Consider the following 26,551-nt stretch of genomic DNA (forward strand, 5'->3'; position numbering starts at 1 on the left):
AGCGTGTTTTCACACAGCCTGTTCGGCCGGGTTTTTTGTGGGGGCAGATCCAACACCTCTGTCGCCTGACAGTCCGCCTTCGCGGGCAAGCCCGCTCCCACAAGGATCGAGTTGTCCACATCTGCTCCATACATCCACAAACCCTGTGGGAGCGGGCTTGCCCGCGATGGCGGTGGCACATCGACCATCAATGTGTCAGGCCCGAGCCGGTCCAGCACAACACCCCGACTCCAGATTCTTCAGAATCGGGCAATCCGGCCGATGGTCGCCATGGCAGTGCTCAACCAGATCCTGCAACGTATCGCGCAACTGCCCCAGTTCACGGATCTTCCGGTTCAGCTCATCGATATGCTGACGGGCCAAAGCCTTCACATCGGCGCTGGCGCGCTGGCGGTCTTGCCAGAGGGTCAGCAACTTGCCGACTTCCTCCAGGGAAAACCCCAGGTCCCGCGAGCGCTTGATGAACGCCAGGGTGTGCAGGTCGTCATCGCCATACACCCGATAACCGCTGTCGGTGCGATGGGCCGCCTTGAGCAGGCCGATGGATTCGTAGTAACGGATCATCTTTGCGCTCAGGCCGCTGTGGCGGGCCGCTTGGCCGATGTTCATCGGTTGTCCTCCAGGTCCTTGGGTTTCCAGGTTTTCAACAGTAGCGCATTGCTCACCACGCTGACGCTCGACAACGCCATGGCCGCACCGGCCAGCACCGGGTTGAGGAAGCCAAACGCCGCCAGCGGAATGCCGATCAGGTTATAGACGAAGGCCCAGAACAGGTTCTGCCGAATCTTGGCGTAGGTCTTGCGGCTGATCTCCAATGCAGCCGGTACCAGTCGCGGATCGCCGCGCATCAGGGTGATACCGGCCGCGTGCATGGCGACGTCGGTGCCGCCACCCATGGCGATGCCGATGTCGGCGGCGGCCAGTGCCGGGGCGTCATTGATACCGTCGCCGACCATCGCCACCACGCCGGTTTCTTTCAGTGCGGCAACCGTGGCGGCTTTGTCCGCCGGCAGTACTTCGGCATGCACGTCCTGGATGCCCAGCGCCTCGGCCACCACCTTGGCGCTACCGCGATTGTCGCCGGTCAGCAGGTGGCTGCTGATGTTCCTTGCGCTCAGTTGCTGCACTGCTTGCAGCGCGCCGGGTTTGAGGGTGTCACCGAAGGCGAACAGGCCCAGCACCTGTGGTTCGGGGGATTGTTCGATCAGCCAGGACAAGGTCCGGCCTTCTTTTTCCCACGCGATCGCCGAGTCGGCCAACGGTCCGGCGTTCAAACCGTTGTCCTCCAGCAGGCGCCGATTGCCCAGGGCCAGGCGACGACCCTCCAGTGTGCCGGCAATGCCGCGGCCGGTCAGGGACTGGCTGTCGCTGACGTCGGCCACCTTCAAGTGGCGTTCGGCGCAGGCCTCCAGAACAGCTTTGGCCAACGGATGCTCACTGCCGCGTTGCAGGGCGCCGGCCAGTTGCAGCAGGCTCGCTTCATTGCCGTCGATGGCACTCAGATGAGCAATGCGCGGGGCGCCGGAGGTCAGGGTGCCGGTCTTGTCGAACACCACCGCGCTGACTTCATGGGCACGCTCCAGGGCTTCGGCGTCCTTGATCAGGATCCCGTAGCGTGCCGCCACGCCGGTGCCGGCCATGATCGCCGTCGGCGTGGCCAGGCCCAGGGCGCAAGGGCAGGCGATCACCAGCACCGCCACGGCGTTGATCAGCGCGGTTTCCATCGGCGCGCCATACAGCCACCAGCCGATCAGGGTTGCCAGGGCAATCAACAGCACGGTGGGCACGAACACCTGGCTGACTTTATCCACCAGTTTCTGGATCGGCGCCTTTGCGGCCTGGGCGTCTTCCACCAGGCGGATGATCCGGGCCAGTACGGTTTCCGCACCGAGGGCCTGGGTCCGCACCAGCAACCGTCCTTCACCGTTGATCGCGCCGCCCGTGACTTTGTCGCCGGGCTGTTTGGGCACCGGCAGGCTCTCGCCACTGATCAGGGCTTCGTCGGCGTGGCTCTGGCCTTCTATCACTTCGCCATCGACCGGGAAGCGCTCTCCGGGTTTGACCATCACCAGGTCATTGAGGCGCAGGGCGCTGATGGCGACTTCCTGCTCGCGGCCATCGAGCACCTGAATCGCCCGTTCCGGGCGCAAGGCTTCGAGGGCGCGGATGGCGCTGGCGGTCTGGCGCTTGGCGCGGCTTTCCAGGTACTTGCCCAGCAATACCAGGGCGATCACCACCGCCGAGGCTTCGAAATACAGGTGCGGCATGCGCCCGGCGGCGGTGGCCCATTCATACACACTCAAGCCATAACCGGCGCTGGTGCCCAGGGCCACCAGCAAATCCATGTTGCCAGCCCCGGCGCGTACGGCTTTCCAGGCCGCAACGTAAAACCGTGCACCGAAGATGAATTGCACCGGCGTGGCCAAGGCGAATTGCGCCCAGGCCGGGAGCATCCAGTGCACGCCGAACGGTTGCAGCAACATCGGCAGGACCAGCGGCAAGGCGAGGACGATGGCCATGATCAAGGCCAGGCGTTCGCGATGCAGGCGCTGTTGCTGATTGTCGGCCGGCGGGTGTTCGGCTTCCCATACGCTGGCGGCGTAACCGGCCTTGGTCACGGCCGCGATCAAGGTTTGCGGATCGACCTGGCCGAGCAGTTCAAGATGGGCGCGTTCGTTGGCCAGGTTGACGCTGACGCTTTTCACGCCCGCCACCTTGCCCAGCGCCCGCTCGACCCGACCGACGCAGGACGCGCAGGTCATGCCGTCGATGCTCAGTTCCAGGCTTTGCTGCGGCACGCTGTAGCCGGCCTTGGCCACGGCATCCATCAGGGCCGGCAGGCTGTCGCTGGGTGCCTGGACCCGGGCCTGTTCAGTGGCGAGGTTGACGCTGACGGCACTGGCGCCAATGACTTTGCTCAAGGCGCGCTCGACACGCCCGGCGCAACTGGCGCAGGTCATGCCGGCAATCGGCAGGTCGAACGTGGTGGATTCGGACATCGGTCGCACTCCCTGTAGTAGATGACCACAGGATCAACCTTGCCATGCTGGTAAGGTCAAGTGCCAATCTTATACCCACCACTGAGTGAATGTGGGAGCGGGCTTGCTCGCGAAGGCGTCGTGTCAGTCGACATCAATGTTGCATGACACACCGCTTTCGCGAGCAAGCCCACTCCCACAAGGGTTGTGGGTCAGTAGCCGAGTCCGGCGCGCTTGAGGTACATCCCTTCCTGCGTCATCGCGATCCGGTACTTGAGCACATCGCCGGCCTTGAGCTGGATATCCTGAGAGCCCGGCGCGAGCATGCCCGGATTGCAACCCGGCATCTGCCCCGGGAGTAACTTGAGGCGCAGCGAGACGACGCCGGGCGGCAGGTTGAACGAGGTGCTCTGTTCCTGAAACAGCCGTGCCGCCAATTGGTCCTGGATGTACACACCGATCTCGCAGCTGGTCGCGACTTCCAGGCGCTCGCGGGAAATGATCAGCACGCCATAATCCTGACCGGCAGCATTGACCGAAGGCACGGCGGCGAAAAGGCTGAGAAAGCCAAACAGGCTGAAAACCGACCAGCGCATGGCTGAATCTCCTGAGTTCGAGTCATTGATGGACGCAGCTTGGCCGAGCGTAACGCCGATTGCCAGCCCGGCAGCTAACTTCAGAACTTGACCTTGCCATGATGGCAAGCTCGAAACTGGACTCAACCCTCGGAAAAGGAGTCATCCCATGCAAGTGTTCAACGTTGAAGGCATGTCTTGTGGCCACTGCGTCAAGGCCATCACTCAGGCCGTGCAGGCCAGGGACCCGGCAGCCAGTGTGCGGGTCGATCTGGCGGCGAAAGAAGTCGGTGTCGAAAGTGCGCTGACTGCCCAGCAAGTGATCGAGGCGATCAGTGAAGAGGGGTATGGCGTCAAACTGGCCTGATTTTGATAGTTAGCGAGCTACCGGAATGTTCAAGGCGTCCATGCGCGGCTAGACTGTCGGGCTGCCGACTCCTGCCTCACTGGATGCCTGATGAACTTCCGTACCATTCTGATTCTCGGCGCCTTGAGCGCTTTCGGTCCGCTGGCGATCGATTTCTACCTGCCGGCGTTCCCGGCCATGGCGCTGGCTTTCGGCACGGACGAAAATCACGTCCAGATGACGTTGGCGGCCTACTTCCTCGGCTTGTCCATCGGTCAGTTGGCCTATGGCCCGGTGGCGGATCGTTTCGGGCGACGCATTCCGTTGCTCACCGGTGTCGGCCTGTTCACCGCGGCCTCGGTGGCGTGCGCCTATGCGCCGAACCTGGAGTGGTTGATCGGTGCGCGTTTCGTCCAGGCGTTGGGTGGCTGCGCCGGCATGGTGATTTCCCGGGCGGTGGTCAGCGACAAATGTGATGCGGTGGGCTCGGCGAAAGTCTTTTCACAGTTGATGCTGGTGATGGGGCTCGCGCCTATCCTCGCGCCCTTGCTGGGTGGATTGCTGGTCAACACCACTGGCTGGCAGTCGATCTTCCTGGCCTTGACCGGGTTCAGTGCGTTGGCGGGGCTGGCGGTGGCGACGGGATTGCCGGAAAGCTTGCCGGCCCACATACCGCGTCAACCGCTGTCGGGCGCGCTGCGTCAGTACGGTCGGTTGCTGGCCGACCCGATATTTCTTGGCCACGCCTTGACCGGAGGCATCGCCATCGCCGGGATGTTTGCCTACATCGCCGGTTCACCGTTCATCATCATCAAGCTCTACGGCGTTCCGGCCGAGCATTTCGGCTGGTTGTTCGGCACCAATGCGGCGGGCTTCATTCTGGTGGCGCAGGTCAACGCGCGGCTGCTGGCCAAACGTGGCCCGACCTTCTTGCTGGCGCGCGCGGTGTGGGTTTATCTCGCGGCCGGTCTGACCCTGCTCGCTGTCAGCGCTCTGCATCCGGCCCAGCTGTGGCCGCTGCTGATTCCATTGTTCATCTGTATTTCCAGTCTCGGTTGCATCAGCCCCAACGCCGCCGCCTGTGCGATGAGCGGGCAGGGCGCACGAGCCGGCAGCGCGTCGGCGCTGCTCGGTTGCCTGCAGTTCAGTGTGGCGGCCGGCGCCTCCGCGCTGGTGGGCATTTTGCACGATGGCAGCGCCGTGCCGATGGCCATGGTCATCAGCCTGTGCGGAGTTCTGGTGGTGAGCGCTGCAGTGCTCACCCGGCGTTTGCAAAATGCCCGGGCGCTGGCGCAAGCCCAGGCTTGAGGCCGGAATCAGCCGGCAGCGCGCTGCGGGTGGAGGATGGGAATCTGGTGAGGAGCCTGGATGCGGGCTTCGAGGGTACGCGTGAAAGCGCGAGCTTCTGCTTCGCTGCGGAACGTCACCGCATGCTGGTCTAAGCGGACTTGCCACTGGGATTTTGCCAATTCTTTTATCAGGATCTTCACAACGGATCACCTCTCGTAAAAGACGTTACGCAAAAGACTGCCTCGCAGGAGATTCGATTGTAGTCCTGAATACGAGCAGCATTGTGACAAGGATCAACTGTCGGACTGACGGTTTGTAACTAAAGAAAACACGACTTTTCGAGGGCACCCACAGGGATTGTCTGCGACCGGGATGTTCCGGTCGCAGACGAAAAAACGCAGAAACAATGAAATCAGGAAGGGTTTTTTTCAGCGTTTCAAAACCCTTCCAGCACAATCTTGCCCTTGGCCTTGCCGCTTTCCAGCAGGGCATGGGCACGGCGCAAATTGGCGGCATTGATCGTGCCGAAGTGTTCGCCCACTGTGGTTTTCAACGTTCCGGCATCGATCAGCCAGGCGACGCGATTGAGCAGGTTGTGCTGCTCGATCATGTCCGCGGTTTCAAACAGCGAACGGGTGTACATGAACTCCCAGTGCAGCGACAGGCTCTTGCGCTTGAGCTTGGTCACGTCCAGCGACTTGGGGTCATCGATCAGCGCCAGTTTGCCTTGGGGCGCCAACGCCTCGACCAGTTGGTCCAGGTGCTGGTCGGTCTGGGTCAGGCTGGCGACGTGGGTAACCTGATCCACACCTGCGCGCTTGAGTGCTTCGCTCAGTGGCTGGCCATGGTCGATCACCAGATCGGCACCCAACTCTTTCACCCAGCTTTGGGTCTGCGCACGCGAAGCGGTGCCGATGACCTTCAGAGCCGTCAGTTGGTGAGCCAGTTGCGTAAGAATCGAGCCCACACCACCTGCCGCGCCGACGATCAACAGGCTCTGGCCCTTGTCGGTTTTGCCTTCGCGCACTTGCAGGCGTTCGAACAGCAATTCCCACGCTGTGATCGCGGTCAACGGCAGGGCGGCGGCCTCGGCGAAACCAAGGGTCTTGGGCATGTGGCCGACGATGCGTTCGTCCACCACATGCAATTCGCTGTTGCCGCCCGCCCGGGCGATGGAGCCGGCGTAAAACACCTTGTCGCCGACCGAGAACAGCGTCACGTCACTGCCCACGGCCTTGACCACGCCAGCCACGTCCCAGCCCAGCACCTTGGCCGCACCGCCTTCGGGCTGGACGTTCTGGCGCACCTTGGTGTCCACCGGGTTGACCGAGATGGCTTTGACTTCCACAAGCAAGTCGCGAGGTCCGGCAACCGGCTCCGGCAGCTCGATGTCTTGCAGGGCTTTGTCGTCACTGATCGGTAACGAGGCGTAGTAGGCAATGGCTTTCATGGGCGACTCCTGAACACTAATAAAAGAAGTGATTCGATGGGGGAGATGATTGGCTATTTCTCCTGAAGATAAAACCGGCTAAAAGAGCAGTCTCTTTCAATATTTTTTTGATAATCGGTGCTTTTGATGCTGCGTTTCGATGACCTGCAGTTGTTTGTCCGGGCGGCGGACCTGGGCAGTCTGTCCGCCGCCGCGCGGGGCATGGACATGTCGGCGGCGGTGGCCAGTGCAGCGCTCAAGCGCATCGAACGGCAACTCGGCGCCCGTCTATTGGCCCGCTCGACCCGCAGCTTGCGCCTGACCGCCGAAGGCGAGGGCTTTCTCGAATACGCCCGCGCGGCCCTGAGCAATCTCGACGAGGGCCGGCGATTACTGGCCAGCGGTCAGGACCAGGTCAGCGGGGTTCTGCAACTGTCGGCGCCGTCGGACTTTGGCCGCCATCTGCTGTTGCCCTGGCTTGACCAGTTCCAGCGCGAGCATCCGAAACTGACCGTGCGCCTGCTGCTGGGGGATCGCATCGCCGACCTATTCCGCCAGCCGGTAGACATTGCCCTGCGCTACGGTGAACCGGAAGACTCCAGCCTGGTGGCGCTGCCTATCGCCCCGCAGAACCGCCGGGTGTTGTGCGCCGCTCCCGACTATCTGGCTCGCCACGGCGAACCGCGGCACCTGGAGCAACTGGCGCAGCACAATTGCCTGTTGTACATGCTCGGCAGCAGGGTCCACGATCACTGGAGTTTTCACGACGGCAAACGCGAAGTCAGCCTGACCGTCAGCGGCGATCGCTTCAGTGACGATGCCGATGTCGTTCGGCTTTGGGCCGTTGCCGGTGCCGGGATCGCCTACAAATCCTGGCTCGATGTCGCCGCCGATGTGCTGGCCGGCCGCTTGAAGGTGCTGATGCCGGAACTGCTCTGCGAGCGCGCACCGTTGAATCTGTTGTGCGCCCATCGCGCACAACTGAGTAAGCCGGTGAACCTGTTGCGCGAAATGCTTGTCAGCCGATGCGCCCCGTTGAGCAGTCAATTTCCGGGCTTTTCGGATATCGATCATTAGTCGCACAAAAAAAGAGAAATTTCCCTCAGGAACGATCACCACCTATGCCGGGCGGAGGACAGGATCCGCCGACCAACCCGCATATACTAGCGCCCTCATCATGTCAGTAGCGTCGATCCCCCCATGGCGGGTCCACGTTCGAGTCGGCCCGGCAGCACGGTCATCCTTCTGGCCTTCGCGGTATCGGCCAGGCAGCGCTAATGGGTGAGCAAGGCGTTGCCGGACTCTTGGCAGTTTCCGCGGATTGGCCGACGACACATTACTGGTCAAGATGTTTCTGGTCAGAAGACGAAACGATTCAACAGGGAGTGAATACATGGAACATGCACCTTGCATCAGCCAGATCGCCACATTGCTGGCTGACCCAAAGCGCAGCGCAATGATGTGGGCCTTGATGGATGGTTCGGCGCGAGCAACCGAAGAGTTGGCATTGCTGGCCGGCCTGTCACCGTCTTCGGCCAGTGCACACCTGGGACGTTTGTCCGCTGGAGGTCTGTTAAGGGTTGAAAACCGTGGCCGCAAACGCTTCTTCCGCCTGGCTGCCCCTGAGGTCGGGGCGGCAATCGAGGCGCTGGCCAGCGCGACCTTCGCCAGCGCGCCCCAGGATATTCCGGAGGTGTTCAAGCGCAATGCGCCACTCGTCAAACCCCGGGCAGTGCGCTCGTCATTGCTGAGTGCCCGGCTGTGCGACGATCACTTGGGGGGTACCCTGTCCGCCGACCTGTATCAGCGACTGCTGGAAGCGGGTTGGATCGAACATTCGGATCAGCGGGTCACGGTCACGCTCAAGGGCGCGACGGAGTTGGCGGCACGGGGAGTGTTCATCCAGGCGCTGGCCCATCACAACGGCAGGGTTGCCTGTGCGTGCCCTGACTGGAGCGAAAGACGCCCGCACATGGGCGGCTCGCTGGGGGCGGCCTTGTTGCAGCTGTTCATGCAGTCGGGATGGCTGAGCCTGCCCAACGATTCCCGAGCCTTGCAGGTGACGGCCTCCGGGCAACGCGAAATTCATCGCTTTGCCCTGGAGACCGAGCTGGAAATGGCGTTGTAGGCGCCGGTTTGCCGGCGATGGCGGCCTCCCATCCAGCATCGCTGGCAAGCCAGCTCCTACACGGTTTGCGTTTGCCCTTAGGGTTTCACCAACCGCGCATCGAGGCTGTTCTGCGCCAGGCGTCTGGCCTGGTCCTCGGTCATGCCCAGGTGGGTGTGCAGGGCATGGAAGTTCTCCGTGACATAACCGCCGAAGTACGCCGGGTCATCGGAGTTCACGGTCACTTTCACACCGCGTTCCAGCATGTCGAGAATGTTGTGCTGCGACATGTGATCGAACACGCACAACTTGGTGTTCGACAGAGGGCACACGGTCAGCGGGATTTGCTCGTCAATGATCCGCTGCATCAGACGCTCGTCTTCGATGGCACGCACGCCATGGTCGATGCGCTGGATTTTCAGCAGGTCGATGGCTTCCCAGATGTACTCGGGCGGGCCTTCTTCACCGGCATGGGCGACGGTCAGGAAGCCTTCGTGACGGGCACGGTCGAACACGCGCTGGAACTTGCTCGGCGGGTGCCCCATCTCCGAACTGTCCAGGCCCACGGCGACGAACGCATCGCGGAACGGCAGCGCCTGGTCGAGGGTTTTCTGTGCTTGGTCTTCGCTCAGATGGCGCAGGAAGCTCAGGATCAAACCGCTGGTGATGCCCAGTTGCTGCTCGCCATCCTTCAGCGCGGCGGCGATGCCGTTGAGCACCACTTCGAACGGGATGCCACGGTCGGTGTGGGTCTGCGGGTCGAAGAACGGTTCGGTGTGAATCACGTTCTGCTCTTTGCAGCGCAGCAGGTATGCCCAGGTCAGGTCATAGAAATCCTGGGAGGTGCGCAGCACATCGGCACCCCGGTAATACAGGTCGAGGAATTCCTGCAGGTTGTTGAAGGCATACGCCTTGCGCAAGGTTTCGACGTCGCTCCATGGCAAGGCAATCTTGTTGCGCTCGGCCAGTGCGAACAACAGCTCGGGCTCCAGCGAGCCTTCCAGGTGCAGGTGCAGTTCTGCCTTGGGCAGGGCGTTCAGCCAGTCATACATGATTCTTTTCTCATCAGGTGCAATGGTCGCCATTCTACAGAGGGTTGCCGCAACAATTGGTAAAACCTGACCAGGCGGTTCATCACACCGCTTCCTGTTCCCGTCGATAAGCGTAGGTATCGGCGAAGCGCGAGAGCAGGAACCCGGCGCAGGTGGTGGCCGGGTATTTCGCCGGGTGCAATGCATCCTGACAACCGGGCAGGCATTCGATGCGGGTATCCGGGTGCGGCTCGGCGAAGAACGGCATCGAATAGCGATCCACGCCGAGCGGGCTGATCACCCGGTGCGGCGTCGACAGGTAACGATCGTTGCTCCAGCGCGCCATCATGTCGCCGAGGTTGACCACGAACGTACCGTCGATGGGTGGCGCGTCGATCCATTCGCCTTTGACGTTGCGTACCTGCAAGCCACCGGCGGCGTCCTGATAGAGCAGGGTGATGCAGCCGTAGTCGGTATGGGCGCCGGCGCCTTGCTGCTCGGTGGAGCTGGCCGTGTGACGCGGCGGGTAGTGGATCAGGCGCAACACGCTGACCGGGTCATTGAAGCGAGTGTCGAAGAAGTCGCGCTCAATCCCCAGCGCAATGGTCATTGCCCGCAACAGCGTTTGTGCGAGGGCCTGCATGTCGACGTAGTGTTGCTCCATCAGCGCTTGCCAACCGGGCAGGGACGGATGGCGATTGGGGCCGCGCAAGGGTTTTTCCGCCAGTACGTCAGGGTGGTCGGCCGGCAGGTGCAGGCCCATGTCGAAGGTTTCCTTGAGGTCGCTGGGCTTGCTCGGGTCCAGCTGTTCGGTGGCGATGGCGCCGTAGCCGCGATGGTGACGGCTCTGGGTGATGTCGATCTTGAGTTTTTCGGCGGCGGGTTGGGCAAAGAAGCGTCTGGCGTGGTCGAGCAGGGCGTCGATGCGGACGGCACTGATTGGATGACCCTTGATGTAGAAGAAACCCCACTCGCGGCAGGCGTGGTCGATGTGTGCGGCCACGGCTGGCCAGGCGTTCTGGTCGTCGTTGTAGAGCGGTGCGATGTCGATGATGGGGAGGCTGGTCATGCGCAGTCCTTGAAAACACTATAGGTCCAATGTGGGAGCGGGCTTGCTCGCGAAAAGGCCGGTACATCCAACATCTCCGTTGCCTGACACACCGCATTCGCGAGCAAGCCCGCTCCCACAGGGGGTTGTGTGGTGGTTGAAGTGTTACTTCGGTATTTCCGCCTTCATGCCTTCCACGTAGTAGTTCATCGACGCCAGTTCCGCCGTGGTCGCGCTCACCCCCGCCGGGATTTTTTCGACGCCGGCCTGATCCTTGATCGGCCCGGTGAACGGCTGCAGCGTACCGCTCTTGATATTGGCGATGAGCTGTTCGGCTTCGCTTTTCACCGCTGCCGGCACCAGGTCGCTGATCGGCAGCTCAACCGTGCCCTCTTTCAAGCCGCCCCAGTAGTCTTGGGACTTCCAGTCATGGTCGATCAGGCTTTGGGCTGCCTGAATGTAGTGCGGCCCCCAGTCGTTGACGATGGAGGTCAGCACCGCCTTCGGCCCGAAGTGCGCCATGTCCGAAGCGTAGCCCACCGCATACACGCCACGACGTTCGGCGGCCTGGATCGGCGCCGGGCTGTCGGTGTGCTGAAACACCACGTCAACGCCCTGGTCGATCAGCGCATTGGCGGCATCCGCTTCCTTGCCCGGATCGAACCAGGAGTTGACCCACACCACCTTGATCTCAGTGCCAGGGTTGTACTTGTTCAGGGCCAGCTGGATGGCGTTGATGTCGCGGATCACCTCAGGGATCGGGAACGAGGCGACATAGCCGATTTTTTTGGTCTTGGTCATCTTCGCCGCGAGGAAGCCACCGACGTAGCGACCTTCATAGGTACGTGCCAGGTAGGTGCCGAGGTTCTTGTCCTGCTTGTAGCCGGTGGCGTGTTCGAAGGTCACCTGGGGAAACTGCCTGGCGACTTTCACGGTCGGGTTCATGTAGCCGAAGGAGGTGGTGAAGATCAGGTCGTATTTGTCCTTGGCCATGTTGCGGATCACCCGCTCGGCGTCGGCCCCTTCGGCGACGTTCTCCACGTAGTTGGTGGTGATCTGCGGGCCGAATTTTGCCGCGAGCTCCTTGCGTCCCTGTTCATGCTGATAGGTCCAGCCGTGGTCGCCGATCGGGCCGATGTAGACGAAGCCGACTTTCAGCGGGTCGTTGGCACTGGCACTCAGGCTGGCGCCGAGGCCGATGGCGGCGGTAATGGCGCAAAGCAGCTTCTTCAACGGACGGTTGTGCATGAATTGGAGCTCCATTTTGTTCTGTGGTTGGCAGGGGCAATGCAAATGGCTGACCAACAAGACAACAAAAAGCTGAATCCGGGGTGACGCCTTCGTCGGATCGCCGCCCGGAGCAAGCCCGCTCCCACAGGGGAACTCGGTCGGATGTGGGAGCGGGCTTGCTCGCGAAGAGGCCGGCAAGGCCAATAAAAGTGCACCTGCTGAAGCGGCTGCCATCCTCTGGTGCGCTAAGGTAAAACGAAACGTTAACGCCACCCCGCAGTCAGTAGCTCATCGGCACCACTCGGCAAAAAGGCTCGCCATGCTCACCACCCTCAAGCAAGAAGGCTTCCTGCTGTTGGCGTTGATCGCCGCGTGTGTGGCCTATCCGCTGGAGCACTGGATGCTGCACAGCGGCCAGGCCATCGCATTGATCAGCGGGCTGGTGCTGATCGCCTTCATCGTCGCCGCCTCCATGCGCGTTGCCCATCAGGCCGAGTTGCTGGCGGAGAAGGTCGGTGATCCCTACGGCACGATGATCCTGACCCTGGCCGCCGTGCTGGTGGAAGTGGTGATCCTGGCGATCATGATGAGCAACGAAGCCTCGGCCACGCTGGTGCGCGATACGATCTACTCGGCGGTGATGCTCGACATCAATGGCATCCTGGGCCTCGCGGCGTTGATGGGCGGGCTCAAACATGGCGAACAGTCCTATAACGACGATTCGGCGCGCAGTTACAGCGTGATGATTCTCACCGCCATGGGGGTCTCGATGGTGGTGCCGGAGTTCATTCCCGAAGCGCGATGGAAGCTCTATTCGGCCTTTACCATCGGCACGATGGTGGTGCTCTACGCCTTGTTCCTGCGCATGCAGGTCGGGCCGCACAGTTATTTTTTCAGCTACAGCTACCCGGACAAGCGCCGCAGGAGGGAGCCCGGCGCGGAACCGCAGCCGGTAAATCTGGTGCTGAGTATCGGCACCCTGGTGTTCGGGGTGGTGGTGATTGGCGCACTGGCCGAAGTGATGTCCAGGACCCTCGATCTGGGGCTGGAAGGAACGGGGGCACCGCCGGTGATTACGGCGATCCTGGTGGCGGCGATCTCTGCGGCGCCGGAGATCTTGACCGCATTACGTGCGGCACTGGCCAACCGCATGCAGTCGGTGGTCAACATCGCCATGGGCGCGTCATTGTCGACGGTGATCCTGACGGTGCCGGTGATGGAGGCGATGGCGCTCTATACCGGCCAGCCATTCCAGATGGCCATGACCCCGGTGCAGACCGTGATGGTGTTTCTGACCCTGATCGTCAGCGCGATCAATCTCAACGATGGAGAAACCAACGCCATCGAAGGGATGACGCATTTCGTGTTGTTTGCGACGTTTATCATGTTGTCGCTGCTGGGACTCTAAGAGCACCGCAAAACCAATGTGGGAGCGGGCTTGCTCCGGGCGGCGTTCCGACGAAGGCGTCGTACCAGTCAATACTCATGTGACTGACACTCCGCTTTCGCGAGCAAGCCCGCTCCCACAGTTTTAAACGGTGTTGTGTCAGGTCCCGGCAATCAACTGTCGCGCCGCCTGGCTGTGATCGGCAATCAAGCCCTTCAGGTCCAGCCCCTCGACCTGCCCGTCAATCACCCGCCACTTACCGCCGACCATCACCCGGTCCGCGCGATCGGCGCCGCACAGCAGCAGGGCCGAGACCGGATCATGGCTGCCGGAGAAGCGCAGCTCATCGAGCTTAAACAGCGCCAGGTCAGCCTGCTTGCCTACTGCCAACTCGCCGATATCGGTACGTCCCAACAGACTGGCCGAACCTTTGGTCGCCCAGCCGAGCACGCGTTCCGGGGTGATCTTCTCGGCGCCGTAGCGCAGGCGCTGGATGTACAGGGCCTGGCGCGCTTCGAGCATCATGTTCGAGGCATCGTTGGAGGCCGAACCGTCCACGCCCAGACCCAGCAGGGCGCCGGCGTCAGTCAATTCGATGCTCGGGCAGATGCCCGAGGCCAGGCGCATGTTCGAACTCGGGCAATGGCAGATACCGGTCCCGGCGGCGCCGAGGCGGGCGATCTCGTCCGGGTTGAAGTGGATGCCATGGGCCAGCCAGGTACGCGGGCCGAGCCAGCCGACGCTGTCCAGATAGTCCACGGTGCGCAGGCCGAAGCGTTGCAGGCAGAAATCTTCTTCGTCGAGGGTTTCTGCCAGGTGGGTGTGCAGGCGCACGTCGAGTTTGTTCGCCAGTTCGGCACTGGCCGACATGATTTCCGGGGTCACCGAGAACGGCGAGCAGGGTGCCAGGGCGATCTGGATTTGCGCGCCATCACCGCGCTCGTGGTATTCGGCGATCAGCCGCTGGCTGTCGGCGAGGATCACTTCGCCTTCCTGCACGGTCTGTTGCGGCGGCAGGCCACCGTCCTTTTCACCGAGGCTCATGGAGCCGCGGGTGAGCATGGCGCGCATGCCCAGTTCGCGAACGCTCTCGACTTGCACGTCGATGGCATTTTCCAGACCTTCCGGGAACAGGTAGTGATGGTCGGCGGCGGTGGTGCAGCCGGACAGCAGCAATTCGGCCAGTGCGACCTTGGTGGCGAGGGCGAGTTTTTCCGGGGTCAGGCGTGCCCAGACCGGGTAAAGGGTTTTCAGCCACGGGAACAGCGGCTGATTGACCACCGGCGCCCAGGCGCGGGTCAGGGTTTGATAGAAATGGTGATGGGTGTTGATCAGGCCCGGCAGGATCACATGCTCGCGGGCATCGAACACTTCATTGCACGGCGCGCAAGGTTGCTGGCCGGCGCCGAGTACTTCGACGATCAAGCCGTCTTGCAGCACCAGGCCGCCACGGGCATCGAGACCGTTGGAGGTGAAAATGGCGAGGGGATTTTTTAACCAAGTACGGGTCGCAGGCATGTTGGCCGGCTCCTCTGAAAATTGGGTTCAGGGTTGCCAGCTCAGTGTTGCCCTGTCTGCTGATCCAGGTTCGCCGGGGAGGCGAGGTGGGCAGTTTCGATCAAAACACCGTTATGGGCAAGCCCGGCCCGACAGAACAACTCAAGACCTTGTGGGAGCGAGCTTGCTCGCGATAGCGGTGTGTCAGTCAAATCGTTGGTGGTTGTGCCGCCGTCATCGCGGGCAAGCCCGCTCCCACAGGGTAGTGTGTTGGCGGTAATTACCAGGGAATGGTCTCACCCCGGTAATTGATGAAGTGATGCCCGCCCTTGCCGACGTACGCATTCACCTGATCAACCAGGCCGCGGGTGCTGGTTTCGACATCGATGTCCGCGCCTTCACCGCCCATGTCGGTCTTCACCCAGCCCGGGTGCAGCGACAGGACCGTGAGCGTTGTATCGCCCAACTGAGTGACGAAGCTGTTGGTCATGGAATTCAGTGCTGCCTTGCTGGCCTTGTACAGCGCCAGCTCCGGCGCATCGGGCATGGTCACGCTGCCCAGCACCGAACTCATGAACGCCAGCACGCCGCTGTCCGGGCGGATCTGTTCTACAAAACGCTGGGCCAGGTTGATCGGCGCCACGGCGTTGGTGAAAAACAACTGACCGACGTCGGCCATCGTCGCGCCACCGTTGGGTGTCTGGACATCCGGCCCCTTGACCCCGGCATTGACGAACAACAGGTCAAACACCTCGCCCTTGAGTTGTTGGCTCAGGGCGGACACCGCGGGCTGATCGTCCATGTCGAGCTTTTCGATCCGCACCTTGCCCAGGGCCTGCAAGGCCTCGGCCTTTTGCGGGTCGCGCACGGTGGCGGTGACTTGCCAGCCATCGGCCAGCAGGGTTTTCACCAGCCCGAGGCCAAGCCCCCGGGAGGCGCCGATGATGAGTGCGGTTTTTGCCTTGGACATGAGTGGCTTCCTTGAAAGTTCAGGATCGTGGATTCAATGGACACTGTTGCCCGAGCCGTTGTTGCAACTCTTCGCGTAGCGCGCCGAGTTCGGCCATGCGGGCTTCGATCAGTTTAAGTTTGTCTTGCAGCAGTTGCGTGACGGCGCTGTCCGGGTCGGGCGACTGCCAGATTGCCGTGACGCTGTTGCCGATCTCGCCGAGGGTAAAGCCCAGCCGTTGAGCGGTCTTGATGTACTGCACCAGTTGCACCATGTCTGGCGGATAGTCGCGATACCCGTTGGCGCTGCGTTGCGCCGCGATCAATCCGCGCTGCTCGTAGAAGCGCAACGTGTCGCGGCTGACGGCGCTGGCCCGGGCTAATTCACCGATGCGCATCATGACGTCTCGAAGGGGCTTGACCCTGGAGCATACTCCAGGCTTTAGCCTTGTTGCTCCCTGAATTGATGGAGCAATGACGATGTGGACTACAGCGCAATATCGCCGGTTGGTGCAAGGCAGTGCCTGGTATGACTTGTTGGTGACGATGGCGTTTGTCACGCCGTGGAGTTTTGCAGCGTTGCATGGGGTTTTGACTGCGCTGAGCCAGGCGTTGAGTTTGCCTGGTGAGTTGCCACCGTTCGAACCGGTGCACATGTTGATGGCAAATCTGTTGGGCTCGATCGTCTGCGTGTGGGCGGTGCTGCGGATTCGTGATCCGCAGCAGGTTTTCGGGCGGTATGACGCCGTGGCCAGATTCCTGTTCTCGGCCTGGCAGGCTTATGCCTTGATCCAGGGGGCGAGTTCGATTCTGGTGGTTTTTCTGGTGTTTGAATTGGCTTGGGGCATTGCTCAAGTGTTGCCTGTTCGGACGCCTTCGCGGGCAAGCCCGCTCCCACATTTGACCGAGTTCACGCCAACTCCCTGTGGGAGCGGGCTTGCCCGCGAAGGGGACGGCCCGGTCACCACCTAATGCCCGGCCTGCCACGGCTGCCCCAACGACACCGGCGCATACAACCGTGTCCGCAGCGCATCCCGTGACAGCAGCACCAGTACCACAATGGTCGCGACATACGGCAGCATCGCCAGCAGGCTCGACGGAATCGCCAGCCCCAATCCCTGCGCCACCAGGTGCAGGATGCTGGCGAGCCCGAACAGGTACGCGCCGAGCAGCAGGCGCCACACCCGCCAACTGGCAAACACCACCAGCGCCAGGGCAATCCAGCCGCGCCCGGCGCTCATGTTCTCCGCCCACATCGGTGTGTACGCCAGGGACAGATAGGCCCCGGCCAACCCGGCCATCGCGCCACCAAACAACACCGCCAACATACGCACTGTCAACACCGGCAAACCCATGGCACTGGCGGCAGCGGGATTTTCCCCGACGGCTTGAATGATCAGCCCGACTCGGCTTTTCAGAATGACCCAGGCCACCAGCGCAAACAGTACGAACGACAGATAGACCAACAGGTCCTGGGCAAACAGCATCCGCCCGAACAGCGGGATCTCGCTCAGATAGGGAATCGCCAAGGGTTCGAAACCTGCCAGCGGCTTGCCGACCCAGGCCGCACCGACAAAGGTCGACAGGCCCACGCCGAAAATCGTCAGGGCCAGACCGCTGGCCACCTGATTGGCATTGAACACCAGCGCCACCAGCGCAAACAGCGATGACAGCAGCATCCCGGCGAACATCGCCAGCACTACGCCGAGCCACAGGTGCCCGGTGTTGAAAGCGACGATGAAACCGATCACCGCGCCAAACAGCATCATGCCTTCCTGGCCAAGATTGAGGACGCCGCTTTTCTCGCAGATCAGTTCCCCCAGCGCTATCAGCAGCAACGGCGTACCGCAGCGGACCATGGCGTAGAAAATATTGCTCAGCAGATCGATATCCATCACAACGCTCCTGCGTGTACGGCGGTGGCTTGGGCGCGGCGGGTCCAGCGCAGGTTCAGGCGCGGCCGGTAGAGAATCAGCACGTCACTGGCCAGCAAGAAAAACAGCATCATGCCCTGGAACAATTGGGTGATCGCTTGCGGCAGGTTCAGGCTCATTTGTGCACTTTCGCCGCCGATGTACAGCAGCGCCATCAACAGGCTGGAAAACAGGATGCCGAGCGGATTCAGGCGCCCGAGAAACGCTACGGTGATCGCCGCATAGCCGTAGCCCGGCGAGACCTGCGGCACCAACTGACCGATCGGCCCGGTGACTTCGCACACGCCGGCAAGGCCGGCCAGACCGCCGCTGATCAACAGCGCGAGCCAGATCAAACGCTTCTCGCGAAAGCCGACGAACCCGGCGGCCCGCTTGTCCAGCCCGAGCACCTTGATCTGGAAACCGACGAAGCTTTTCTGCAACAGCACCCACACCGCCACCAAGGCGAGCAGGGCGAAATACACCCCGGCGTGAACCCGTCCATCCTCCAGCAAGAGCGGCAAGCGGCTGACCTCCCCGAACATCGCTGACTCGGGGAAATTGAACCCGGCGGGGTCCTTCAACGGACCGTGAACGCAGAACAGCAACAGGTTCAGCGCGATGTAGTTGAGCATGATGCTGGTCAGGATTTCATTGGCGTTGAAGCGCGTGCGCAACCACGCCGTCAGCCCGGCCCAGGCAGCACCGGCCAGGGTGCCGGTAAGCAGGATCAGCACTAGCGCCCAGCGGCTTTGCATATCGATGATGTTGACTGCCAGCGCACTGCCGGCCAATGCACCGAGCAGCAGTTGACCTTCGGCACCGATGTTCCAGATGCGCGCCTGGTAGGCGACGGCCAGGCCCAATGCGCACAGCAGGATCGGCAGGGCTTTGACCAACAATTCAGAGACGCCATACAGGTCGCTGACCGGAGCGATCAGCAGTGTGTGCAAGGTCAGCAGCGGGTCATGCCCGAGCGCGATGAACAACAACGATCCACAACCCAGGGTCAGCGCAGCCGCCAGCAACGGCGAGCACCACAGCATCAGCCGCGATTGCTGGCCACGGGGTTCAAGAGAAAGCAGCATGTGACACTCCGTTAGCGCGTGGCGGATGCGAGTGATTGAGGGGTAGCGAACTGGCCGGCCATCCAGCCGCCGACATCGCTCAGGCGCGTATCGACCGTGGCGTGGAGCGCCGACAGGCGACCGTCGCACAAGGCGCCGAGGCGGTCGCTGATCTGGAACAGTTCGTCGAGGTCTTCGGAAATCACCAGGATCGCCGCGCCGGCATCGCGCAAGGCAATCAAGGCGCGATGAATGGTGGCGGCCGCGCCGACGTCCACCCCCCAGGTCGGGTGCGCGGCGATCAGTAGTTTGGGTTGCTGGAGGATTTCCCGGCCGAGGATGAATTTCTGCAGGTTGCCGCCGGACAGGCTGCGGGCCGGGGTCTGGCTATCGGGTGTCTTGACCCCGAAACGGTGGATGATTTCCTCGGCCAGCGTTTCGACTCTGCTGCGCCGGATGAGACCCTTACTCACCAGTCCTTGCTGGAAAGCGGTCAATAGCGCGTTGTCTGCCAGGCTCAACTCTGGCACTGCGCCATGGCCCAGGCGTTCGGCAGGGACGAAGCTCAGGCCAAGTCTGCGACGTGCGTCGGGGTGTAAATGGGCAACCGGTTCCTTGCCAAAGCGCAGGGTTGCGCCTTCGTTGCGATTGAGGCGTTGTTCGCCGCTGAGCAAAGCCAGCAGCTCGTCCTGGCCATTGCCCGCGACCCCGGCGATGCCGACGATTTCGCCGCTGCGCACTTCAAGGTTGATGTCCTTGAGCGAGCACCCGAACGGGTCCGGGTTGTGCCAGGACAATCCACGTACCTCAAGGAACGCATCACCTCCGGTCACCTTCGAATAGTTTGCGATCAGCTGCGCCGCCTCACCGACCATCAGGCGCGCCAGTTGCTGATCCGTACAGTCGGCTGGCACGCAATGTCCGGTCACGCGCCCGCCGCGCAGTACCGTCGCGCTCTGGCACAACGCGCGGACTTCCCCGAGCTTGTGGCTGATGAACAAAATGCTGCAGCCCTCGGCGGCGAGCCGGCGCAGGGTGACGAACAAGTCGTCGGCCTCTTGCGGCGTCAGCACCGAAGTCGGTTCATCGAGAATCAACAGGCGGATGTCCTGCATCAGGCAGCGAATGATTTCCACCCGTTGCCGTTCCCCGATCGACAGGCTGTGGACAAGTCGCTCCGGTTCCAGCGCCATGCCATAGCGTCGCGACACCTCGCGAATCTTCGGCTCAAGTTGTCTGGGTGTGCCTGCCGCCGCGCCCATGGCCAGGGCGATGTTCTGCGCCACGCTCAAGGTTTCGAACAGCGAGAAGTGCTGGAACACCATGCCGATGCCCAAACTCCGGGCCTGGGCCGGGTTGCGCAGGGTTACCCGCCGACCTTGCCAGATCACCTCGCCCGAATCGGCCTGGGTCACGCCGTAGATGACTTTCATCAGCGTGCTTTTGCCCGCGCCGTTTTCGCCGAGCAGGGCATGGATCTCGCCAGGAGCAATGGTCAGGTCGATGGCATCGTTGGCCAGGCAGCCGGGATAGCGTTTTGTGATTGCGCGCAGTTGCAGGCGCGGAACCGGAGCGGGGATTGGGGCGTGATTGGGCATGACAGGCTCAGTGCTGTTGGACTTGTGCCTGTGGATAAAGCAATTTTCTGGCCATTAGGTCAGGAAAATCTTCAGGTCCTGTGAGCCGAAGTGTTGAGCCCGCGGCTTTCAAATGAGCCACGCAGAACCCGGCACCAGATGGGGGCAACGGCGCAAATCAAGCCCCGATTTTGCTCGTGGGCTTTTGCTTAAAAAATGATCAATCGACCACAAGCCATACCGTGCAGGGTGCCGAGACGGCCATGAACGGGTTATCCACAGATTGCTCCACAGTATTTGTGCGCAAGCTCAAGGCATGGGCATAAGCACTGGGTGGCTTTCTTCTAAAGGTGATAAATCGTTGTAACTGTTTGTTTTTACTTGAATTTGATGCGCTTGATGGCAGATTGGACGAAAATTGAGCAAAGTCCGCAAAGCCGCATGACAGAAGGGTTACAGCGGTATGTGCTCAGGTTATCCACAGCCGGGTGCACAGCAGATGTGGGCAAATATGGAATAAGTGGAAAAGCGGCGTGCCCCAAAAGATCGCAGCACGATCCCCTGTAGGAGCTGCCGAAGGCTGCGATCTTTTGCTCTTGTTTTCAGCGCTGCAAAAGAATGCGTCCACGGCTCAAATCGGCCAGCTGTGACTGCAAGGTATCGATCTGCGCGTCGCCTACCGCCAACTGCAACTCGACACCATTGGCGGTGAAGGTTTCATCCACAACCAGTCCACCTGCCTCCGCCACCCGCAGCTTGACCAACGCCAGCTCGGCAAACCCGCAAGCGCATCGCAGCGGCACCCGGCTGATCAACTCAACCTTCGGCGCCGCTTGCAGGCATTTGTTCGCACCGCCGCCATAGGCCCGGGCGAGACCACCGGTGCCCAGCTGGATGCCGCCATACCAGCGAATCACCAGCACCGCGACCTGATCACAATCCTGTGCCTCGATCGCCGCCAGAATCGGCCGACCTGCCGTTCCACCGGGTTCGCCATCATCGGTGCTGCGATATTGATCGCCGAGCTTCCACGCCCAGCAGTTGTGCGAGGCATTCAAGTCACTGTGCTGTTCAATGAACGCCTGCGCCTCGGCCGGGCTGGAGATCGGCGCGGCGAAGGTAATGAAGCGGCTTTTGCGAATCTCTTCGCGGTATTCGCAAAAACCGCTGAGGGTAAAAGGCATACGTACCCGAATGGCTATTTAAATGGCAGGTTTCAGGCCGCAGCCCTTGAGAATGATGCGGATCAGGTTGTCCCCGGCGTCTTCCATGTCTTGCTTGGTCAACTTGGTGCGCCCGGTGACGCGGCAGATCTGCGTGGCGAAGTCGGCGTAATGCTGGGTGCTGCCCCACAACAGGAAGATCAGGTGCACCGGGTCGACCGGGTCCATTTTACCGGCGTCGATCCAGGCCTGGAACACGCCGGCACGGCCCTGGAACCAGGCGCGATAGTCCTGGTTGAAATACTCGGTCAGGCATTCACCGCCACTGATGACTTCCATGGCGAAAATCCGCGAGGCTTGCGGCTGGCGGCGGGAGAACTCCATTTTGGCGCGAATGTAACGGGTCAAGGCCTCGGTCGGATCATCCTCGGCGGTGAGGGTGTTGAAGGTGCTGTCCCACAACTCGATGATGTTGCTCAGCACCGCCACGTACAAACCGAGCTTGTTGGTGAAGTAGTAATGCAGGTTTGCCTTGGGCAGCCCGGCGTTCTGGGCGATGGTGTTCATGCTCGTGCCTTTGTACCCGTGACGGGCGAACTCGTCTTCGGCGGCTTTGATGATGGTCTCTTCGTTCTTCTGACGAATGCGGCTGACGGGTTTTCCGCCGTGGGCTGGGACTTCAAAGGTCATAAGCACTTCCGAACAGGTAGGTGGGACGGCCAGTGCGTTGATAGCGTACCCACCGACTTCAGACAAGTCCTCACACAATAAAACCCTACACCACAATCCACTGTGGGAGCGGGCTTGCTCGCGAAGGCGGTGTGTCAGCTATGCAGATATCGACTGACACGGCCTCTTCGCGAGCAAGCCCGCTCCCACAGTTTTTCAGCGTGTCGCGGCCAGGCTCTCGAGAAAGCTCTCCAGCACCAGATGCGGGCGACGCCCCTTGCGTGTGACCGAGGCCAGGCTCAGGTCATAGAAGCGCGTTTTGGCTTTCAACGCTCGCAACCGGCCCTGCTGTACCCAAAGACTCGCATAGTGATCCGGCAGATAACCGATATAGCGTCCGGTCAGGATCAGGAACGCCATACCCTCGCGGTCCGAGGCGCTGGCGGTGCAATTGAGCGCCTGGTAGTGAGCCTGGATCTCCGCCGGCAAGCGGAAGGTGGGGGCGATGGCGTCCTGACTGTTCAGGCGCTCGTCGTCCAGTTGTTTGTCGTCGACATAAAACAGCGGGTGGCCGACCGCGCAGTACAACAGCGATCGCTCGCTATACAGCGGTTGATATTCCAGTCCGGAAAGCGCGCTGGCCTGCGGCACCACGCCGACGTGCAGGCGGCCGTCGAGTACACCTTGTTCGACCTCGTTGGGCGCGATCATGCGGATCTGGATCTGCACGTCCGGGCCGCGCTCTTTCAACTGCGCGAGGGCATGGGTGATGCGCATGTGGGGCAGGGTGACCAGGTTGTCCGTCAGGCCAATGATCAATTCGCCACGCAAGTGCTGGTGCAGACCGTTGACCTCGGTGCGGAAGCTTTCCAGCGCACTCAACAGTTGCAACGCCGATTGATAGACCTCGCGACCTTCTTCGGTCAGGGAAAAACCGGCGCGTCCACGTTGGCACAGGCGCAGACCGAGGCGTTGCTCCAGATCGCTCATCTGCTGGCTGATCGCCGAGCGACCAATGCCCAGCACGGTTTCCGCTGCGGAGAAGCCGCCGCATTCCACCACACTGCGAAAGATCCTCAGCAGGCGAATATCAAAGTCGCTGACCTGGGCCAGCGGATCGGGACGGCGAGTGCTCATGCGGGTTACTCGAAAGTTTAGCGATTGGCTGACTGAACATTAGAAGAGTTGCATTTCACCGACTTTATCCCCGTGGCAATTTAGCTGCAACAACGGTTTTCAATCCTTACGCCGCTTATTGCCTTGCGAGGTTTTGCCCATGAACTTGCCTGAAAACGCCCCGACTTCGCTGGCCAGCCAGCTCAAGCTCGATGCTCACTGGATGCCTTACACCGCCAACCGTAACTTCCAGCGCGACCCGCGCCTGATCGTTGGCGCCGAAGGCAGCTGGCTGATCGACGACAAGGGCCGCAAGGTGTATGACTCGCTGTCGGGTCTGTGGACCTGTGGTGCCGGCCACACCCGCAAGGAAATCCAGGAAGCGGTCGCCAGGCAACTGGGCACGCTCGATTACTCGCCAGGCTTCCAGTACGGTCATCCGCTGTCGTTCCAGCTGGCCGAAAAAATCACCGACCTGACCCCGGGCAACCTGAACCACGTGTTCTTCACCGACTCGGGCTCCGAGTGTGCTGACACTGCTGTGAAGATGGTCCGTGCCTACTGGCGCCTGAAAGGCCAATCGACCAAAACCAAGATGATCGGCCGTGCCCGTGGCTACCACGGTGTGAACATCGCCGGCACCAGCCTCGGCGGCGTGAACGGCAACCGCAAACTGTTCGGTCAGGCGATGATGGACGTCGACCACCTGCCGCACACTCTGCTGGCAAGCAACGCCTACTCCCGTGGCATGCCGGAGCAGGGTGGCATCGCCCTGGCTGACGAACTGCTCAAGCTGATCGAACTGCACGATGCGTCTAACATCGCGGCGGTATTCGTCGAGCCATTGGCCGGTTCCGCTGGCGTGCTGGTTCCGCCGCAGGGTTACCTCAAGCGTCTGCGTGAAATCTGCGACCAGCACAACATCCTGTTGGTGTTCGACGAAGTGATCACCGGTTTCGGCCGTACCGGCACCATGTTCGGCGCCACCACCTTCGGCGTGACCCCGGACCTGATGTGCATTGCCAAGCAAGTCACCAATGGCGCGATCCCGATGGGCGCGGTGATCGCCAGCTCCGAGATCTACCAGACCTTCATGAATCAGCCGACGCCTGAATACGCGGTTGAGTTCCCCCATGGCTACACCTATTCGGCACACCCGGTGGCTTGCGCGGCGGGCCTGGCAGCACTCGACCTGCTGCAAAAGGAAAATCTGGTACAGAGCGTGACCGAAGTCGCACCGCATTTCGAAAATGCGCTGCACGGCCTCAAAGGCACCAAGAACATTATCGACATCCGCAACTTCGGCCTGGCCGGTGCGATCCAGATCGCACCACGTGACGGCGATGCGATCGTGCGTCCGTTCGAAGCCGGCATGGCGCTGTGGAAAGCCGGGTTCTACGTACGCTTCGGCGGCGACACCCTGCAGTTCGGCCCAACCTTCAACAGCAAGCCGCAGGACCTGGATCGTCTGTTCGACGCGGTCGGCGAAGTGCTGAGCAAGATCGACTGATTTCTCCTTCTATATACCTATAAACAACGGGCGTCCGGGAACGGGCGCCTGTGGACAACTTTTCAGGAGCTTCCATGAGCGTTATTCCGCATTTGATCAATGGCGAACTGGTGACCGAGAACGGTCGCGCGGTTGATGTGTTCAACCCGTCTACCGGCCAGGCTATTCACAAGTTGCCGCTGGCGACCCGCGAAACCATCCAGAGCGCCATCGACGCGGCCAAGGCTGCATTCCCGGCCTGGCGCAACACGCCGCCGGCCAAGCGTGCCCAGGTGATGTTCCGCTTCAAGCAACTGCTGGAGCAGAACGAAGCTCGTATCGCGCAACTGATCAGCGAAGAGCACGGCAAGACCCTGGAAGATGCTGCCGGTGAACTGAAGCGCGGCATCGAGAACGTCGAGTTCGCTTGCGCGGCTCCGGAAATCCTCAAGGGCGAGTACAGCCGCAACGTCGGCCCGAACATCGATGCCTGGTCTGACTTCCAGCCGTTGGGCATTGTCGCCGGCATCACGCCGTTCAACTTCCCGGCCATGGTGCCGCTGTGGATGTACCCGCTGGCGATCGTCTGCGGCAACTGCTTCATCCTCAAGCCGTCCGAGCGTGACCCGAGCTCGACGCTGCTGATTGCCCAGTTGCTGCTGGAAGCCGGTTTGCCTAAAGGCGTACTGAGCGTGGTGCACGGCGACAAGACGGCGGTGGATGCGTTGATCGAAGCGCCGGAAGTCAAGGCGCTGAGCTTTGTCGGTTCTACGCCGATTGCCGAATACATCTACTCCGAAGGCACCAAGCGCGGCAAACGCGTTCAGGCCCTGGGTGGGGCGAAGAACCACGCCGTGCTGATGCCGGATGCGGATCTGGACAACGCTGTCAGCGCACTGATGGGCGCGGCTTACGGTTCTTGCGGTGAGCGCTGCATGGCGATCTCCGTGGCCGTGTGTGTCGGTGACCAGGTCGCAGACGCCCTGGTGGCCAAACTGGTTCCGCAAATCCAGGCGCTGAAAATCGGTGCCGGTACTTCCTGCGGGCTGGACATGGGCCCTCTGGTGACTGGCCAGGCTCGTGACAAAGTCAGCGGTTATGTAGAAGACGGCGTAGCCGCCGGCGCGACGCTGGTGGTGGATGGTCGTGGCCTGACCGTGGCCGGTCATGAAGACGGCTTCTTCCTGGGTGGTTGCCTGTTCGACAACGTCACACCAGAGATGCGTATCTATAAAGAAGAGATCTTCGGGCCGGTGCTGTGCGTTGTTCGGGTCAACAGCCTGGAAGAAGCCATGCAACTGATCAATGATCACGAGTATGGCAACGGCACCTGCATCTTCACCCGTGACGGCGAAGCGGCGCGGTTGTTCTGCGACGAGATCGAAGTCGGCATGGTCGGTGTCAACGTACCGTTGCCGGTGCCGGTCGCGTATCACAGCTTCGGCGGCTGGAAGCGTTCGCTGTTCGGCGACCTGCACGCCTACGGCCCGGATGGTGTGCGTTTCTATACCCGTCGCAAGGCCATCACCCAGCGCTGGCCGCAGCGGGCGAGCCATGAAGCTTCGCAGTTCGCGTTCCCTAGCTTGTAAGTAGAAGGGCGTAGAAGGCCGACCCATTGGGTCGGCCTTTTTGTTTTAGAGGCTTTTTTGACCTATATGACAGATTTGTGAAAATCAGTGCTTGACGGCAGA

The 26,551-nt window shown here is 61.5% G+C and carries 25 protein-coding genes; 8 read left to right on the forward strand and 17 right to left on the reverse strand.

What is annotated here, in order from left to right; all coding sequences use genetic code 11:
• Positions 1 to 195: 195 nt before the first annotated feature.
• The 3 genes from cueR to PMI26_RS22850 all read right to left on the reverse strand — a co-directional run bounded on the left by cueR (position 196) and on the right by PMI26_RS22850 (position 3,574).
• Entirely contained in the window at positions 196 to 609 is a 414-nt protein-coding gene (gene cueR, locus PMI26_RS22860) for a Cu(I)-responsive transcriptional regulator (RefSeq protein WP_007971839.1), read from the reverse strand.
• Positions 606 to 2,999: a heavy metal translocating P-type ATPase gene (locus PMI26_RS22855; RefSeq protein ID WP_007971841.1), complete on the reverse strand. Its 2,394-nt coding sequence runs from the start codon at positions 2,997 to 2,999 to the stop codon at positions 606 to 608. The genes cueR and PMI26_RS22855 overlap by 4 nt, the downstream gene beginning before the upstream one ends.
• Positions 3,000 to 3,190: 191 nt before the next feature.
• Positions 3,191 to 3,574, reverse strand: coding sequence for a hypothetical protein (locus PMI26_RS22850; protein ID WP_007971844.1), 384 nt, complete (start codon positions 3,572 to 3,574; stop codon positions 3,191 to 3,193).
• Between the two features lie 148 nt (positions 3,575 to 3,722).
• On the opposite strand from PMI26_RS22850, the gene PMI26_RS22845 reads away from it, so the two are divergent.
• Positions 3,723 to 3,920 (forward strand): cation transporter, encoded by a 198-nt coding sequence (locus PMI26_RS22845; protein WP_007971846.1) that lies wholly within the window; start codon positions 3,723 to 3,725, stop codon positions 3,918 to 3,920.
• 90 nt (positions 3,921 to 4,010) lie between these two features.
• On the forward strand, positions 4,011 to 5,207 hold the full coding sequence (locus PMI26_RS22840) for a multidrug effflux MFS transporter (protein WP_007971848.1): 1,197 nt from the start codon (positions 4,011 to 4,013) through the stop codon (positions 5,205 to 5,207).
• A gap of 8 nt (positions 5,208 to 5,215) precedes the next feature.
• On the opposite strand, the gene PMI26_RS31585 is transcribed toward PMI26_RS22840, so the two are convergent.
• Positions 5,216 to 5,389, reverse strand: coding sequence for a hypothetical protein (locus PMI26_RS31585; protein WP_007971850.1), 174 nt, complete (start codon positions 5,387 to 5,389; stop codon positions 5,216 to 5,218).
• 236 nt (positions 5,390 to 5,625) lie between these two features.
• The gene (locus tag PMI26_RS22835) at positions 5,626 to 6,639 is read right to left on the reverse strand and encodes a zinc-binding alcohol dehydrogenase family protein (RefSeq protein WP_007971852.1); all 1,014 of its coding nucleotides are present in this window, start codon (positions 6,637 to 6,639) and stop codon (positions 5,626 to 5,628) included.
• 126 nt (positions 6,640 to 6,765) lie between these two features.
• Between PMI26_RS22835 and PMI26_RS22830 the strand changes: the two genes are divergently transcribed.
• Positions 6,766 to 7,695: a LysR family transcriptional regulator gene (locus PMI26_RS22830; RefSeq protein ID WP_007971855.1), complete on the forward strand. Its 930-nt coding sequence runs from the start codon at positions 6,766 to 6,768 to the stop codon at positions 7,693 to 7,695.
• 316 nt (positions 7,696 to 8,011) lie between these two features.
• Positions 8,012 to 8,746, forward strand: coding sequence for an ArsR/SmtB family transcription factor (locus PMI26_RS22825; RefSeq protein ID WP_007971857.1), 735 nt, complete (start codon positions 8,012 to 8,014; stop codon positions 8,744 to 8,746).
• Between the two features lie 77 nt (positions 8,747 to 8,823).
• Here PMI26_RS22825 and PMI26_RS22820 read toward each other — a convergent pair whose 3' ends face one another.
• From PMI26_RS22820 to PMI26_RS22810, 3 genes are all read right to left on the reverse strand, one after another.
• Positions 8,824 to 9,777 (reverse strand): adenosine deaminase, encoded by a 954-nt coding sequence (locus PMI26_RS22820; protein ID WP_007971859.1) that lies wholly within the window; start codon positions 9,775 to 9,777, stop codon positions 8,824 to 8,826.
• 82 nt (positions 9,778 to 9,859) lie between these two features.
• The gene (locus PMI26_RS22815) at positions 9,860 to 10,825 is read right to left on the reverse strand and encodes an isopenicillin N synthase family dioxygenase (RefSeq protein WP_007971861.1); all 966 of its coding nucleotides are present in this window, start codon (positions 10,823 to 10,825) and stop codon (positions 9,860 to 9,862) included.
• Between the two features lie 144 nt (positions 10,826 to 10,969).
• On the reverse strand, positions 10,970 to 12,052 hold the full coding sequence (locus tag PMI26_RS22810) for a BMP family ABC transporter substrate-binding protein (protein ID WP_007971863.1): 1,083 nt from the start codon (positions 12,050 to 12,052) through the stop codon (positions 10,970 to 10,972).
• 301 nt (positions 12,053 to 12,353) lie between these two features.
• On the opposite strand from PMI26_RS22810, the gene PMI26_RS22805 reads away from it, so the two are divergent.
• Complete coding sequence (locus tag PMI26_RS22805) at positions 12,354 to 13,442, forward strand: calcium:proton antiporter (RefSeq protein ID WP_007971864.1); 1,089 nt, start codon at positions 12,354 to 12,356, stop codon at positions 13,440 to 13,442.
• Between the two features lie 138 nt (positions 13,443 to 13,580).
• Here PMI26_RS22805 and PMI26_RS22800 read toward each other — a convergent pair whose 3' ends face one another.
• The 3 genes from PMI26_RS22800 to PMI26_RS22790 form a co-directional block, all read right to left on the reverse strand.
• Complete coding sequence (locus PMI26_RS22800; RefSeq protein ID WP_007971866.1) at positions 13,581 to 14,939, reverse strand: 8-oxoguanine deaminase; 1,359 nt, start codon at positions 14,937 to 14,939, stop codon at positions 13,581 to 13,583.
• 259 nt (positions 14,940 to 15,198) lie between these two features.
• Complete coding sequence (locus PMI26_RS22795; RefSeq protein WP_007971868.1) at positions 15,199 to 15,888, reverse strand: SDR family oxidoreductase; 690 nt, start codon at positions 15,886 to 15,888, stop codon at positions 15,199 to 15,201.
• A 19-nt stretch (positions 15,889 to 15,907) separates the two neighbouring features.
• A complete protein-coding gene (locus tag PMI26_RS22790) occupies positions 15,908 to 16,264 on the reverse strand; it encodes a MerR family transcriptional regulator (RefSeq protein ID WP_033047544.1) in 357 nt (118 codons plus the stop codon).
• 82 nt (positions 16,265 to 16,346) lie between these two features.
• On the opposite strand from PMI26_RS22790, the gene PMI26_RS22785 reads away from it, so the two are divergent.
• Positions 16,347 to 16,838 (forward strand): hypothetical protein, encoded by a 492-nt coding sequence (locus PMI26_RS22785; protein ID WP_007971870.1) that lies wholly within the window; start codon positions 16,347 to 16,349, stop codon positions 16,836 to 16,838.
• Here the strand turns inward: PMI26_RS22785 and PMI26_RS22780 are convergent.
• The 6 genes from PMI26_RS22780 to PMI26_RS22755 all read right to left on the reverse strand — a co-directional run bounded on the left by PMI26_RS22780 (position 16,835) and on the right by PMI26_RS22755 (position 23,392).
• A complete protein-coding gene (locus PMI26_RS22780) occupies positions 16,835 to 17,761 on the reverse strand; it encodes an ABC transporter permease (protein WP_007971871.1) in 927 nt (308 codons plus the stop codon). The two genes, PMI26_RS22785 and PMI26_RS22780, sit on opposite strands and share 4 nt — an antisense overlap.
• Positions 17,761 to 18,867: an ABC transporter permease gene (locus PMI26_RS22775; protein WP_007971873.1), complete on the reverse strand. Its 1,107-nt coding sequence runs from the start codon at positions 18,865 to 18,867 to the stop codon at positions 17,761 to 17,763. The genes PMI26_RS22780 and PMI26_RS22775 overlap by 1 nt, the downstream gene beginning before the upstream one ends.
• Before the next feature lie 11 nt (positions 18,868 to 18,878).
• Positions 18,879 to 20,444: an ABC transporter ATP-binding protein gene (locus PMI26_RS22770; protein WP_007971876.1), complete on the reverse strand. Its 1,566-nt coding sequence runs from the start codon at positions 20,442 to 20,444 to the stop codon at positions 18,879 to 18,881.
• A gap of 581 nt (positions 20,445 to 21,025) precedes the next feature.
• Positions 21,026 to 21,607, reverse strand: a complete 582-nt coding sequence (locus PMI26_RS22765) for an IMPACT family protein (protein WP_007971878.1) — start codon at positions 21,605 to 21,607, stop codon at positions 21,026 to 21,028.
• Between the two features lie 18 nt (positions 21,608 to 21,625).
• Positions 21,626 to 22,276, reverse strand: a complete 651-nt coding sequence (locus PMI26_RS22760) for a TetR/AcrR family transcriptional regulator (RefSeq protein WP_007971879.1) — start codon at positions 22,274 to 22,276, stop codon at positions 21,626 to 21,628.
• A gap of 195 nt (positions 22,277 to 22,471) precedes the next feature.
• Entirely contained in the window at positions 22,472 to 23,392 is a 921-nt protein-coding gene (locus tag PMI26_RS22755) for a LysR family transcriptional regulator (protein ID WP_007971880.1), read from the reverse strand.
• 139 nt (positions 23,393 to 23,531) lie between these two features.
• Here PMI26_RS22755 and PMI26_RS22750 point away from each other — a divergent pair, with 139 nt between their 5' ends.
• Positions 23,532 to 24,881, forward strand: coding sequence for an aspartate aminotransferase family protein (locus PMI26_RS22750; RefSeq protein WP_007971881.1), 1,350 nt, complete (start codon positions 23,532 to 23,534; stop codon positions 24,879 to 24,881).
• A gap of 74 nt (positions 24,882 to 24,955) precedes the next feature.
• Positions 24,956 to 26,449, forward strand: coding sequence for a CoA-acylating methylmalonate-semialdehyde dehydrogenase (locus PMI26_RS22745; RefSeq protein ID WP_007971882.1), 1,494 nt, complete (start codon positions 24,956 to 24,958; stop codon positions 26,447 to 26,449).
• Positions 26,450 to 26,551: the final 102 nt, after the last annotated feature.

The sequence above is a fragment of the Pseudomonas sp. GM33 genome, assembly GCF_000282295.1.
GTDB classification, from domain to species: Bacteria; Pseudomonadota; Gammaproteobacteria; order Pseudomonadales; family Pseudomonadaceae; genus Aquipseudomonas; species Aquipseudomonas laurylsulfatiphila.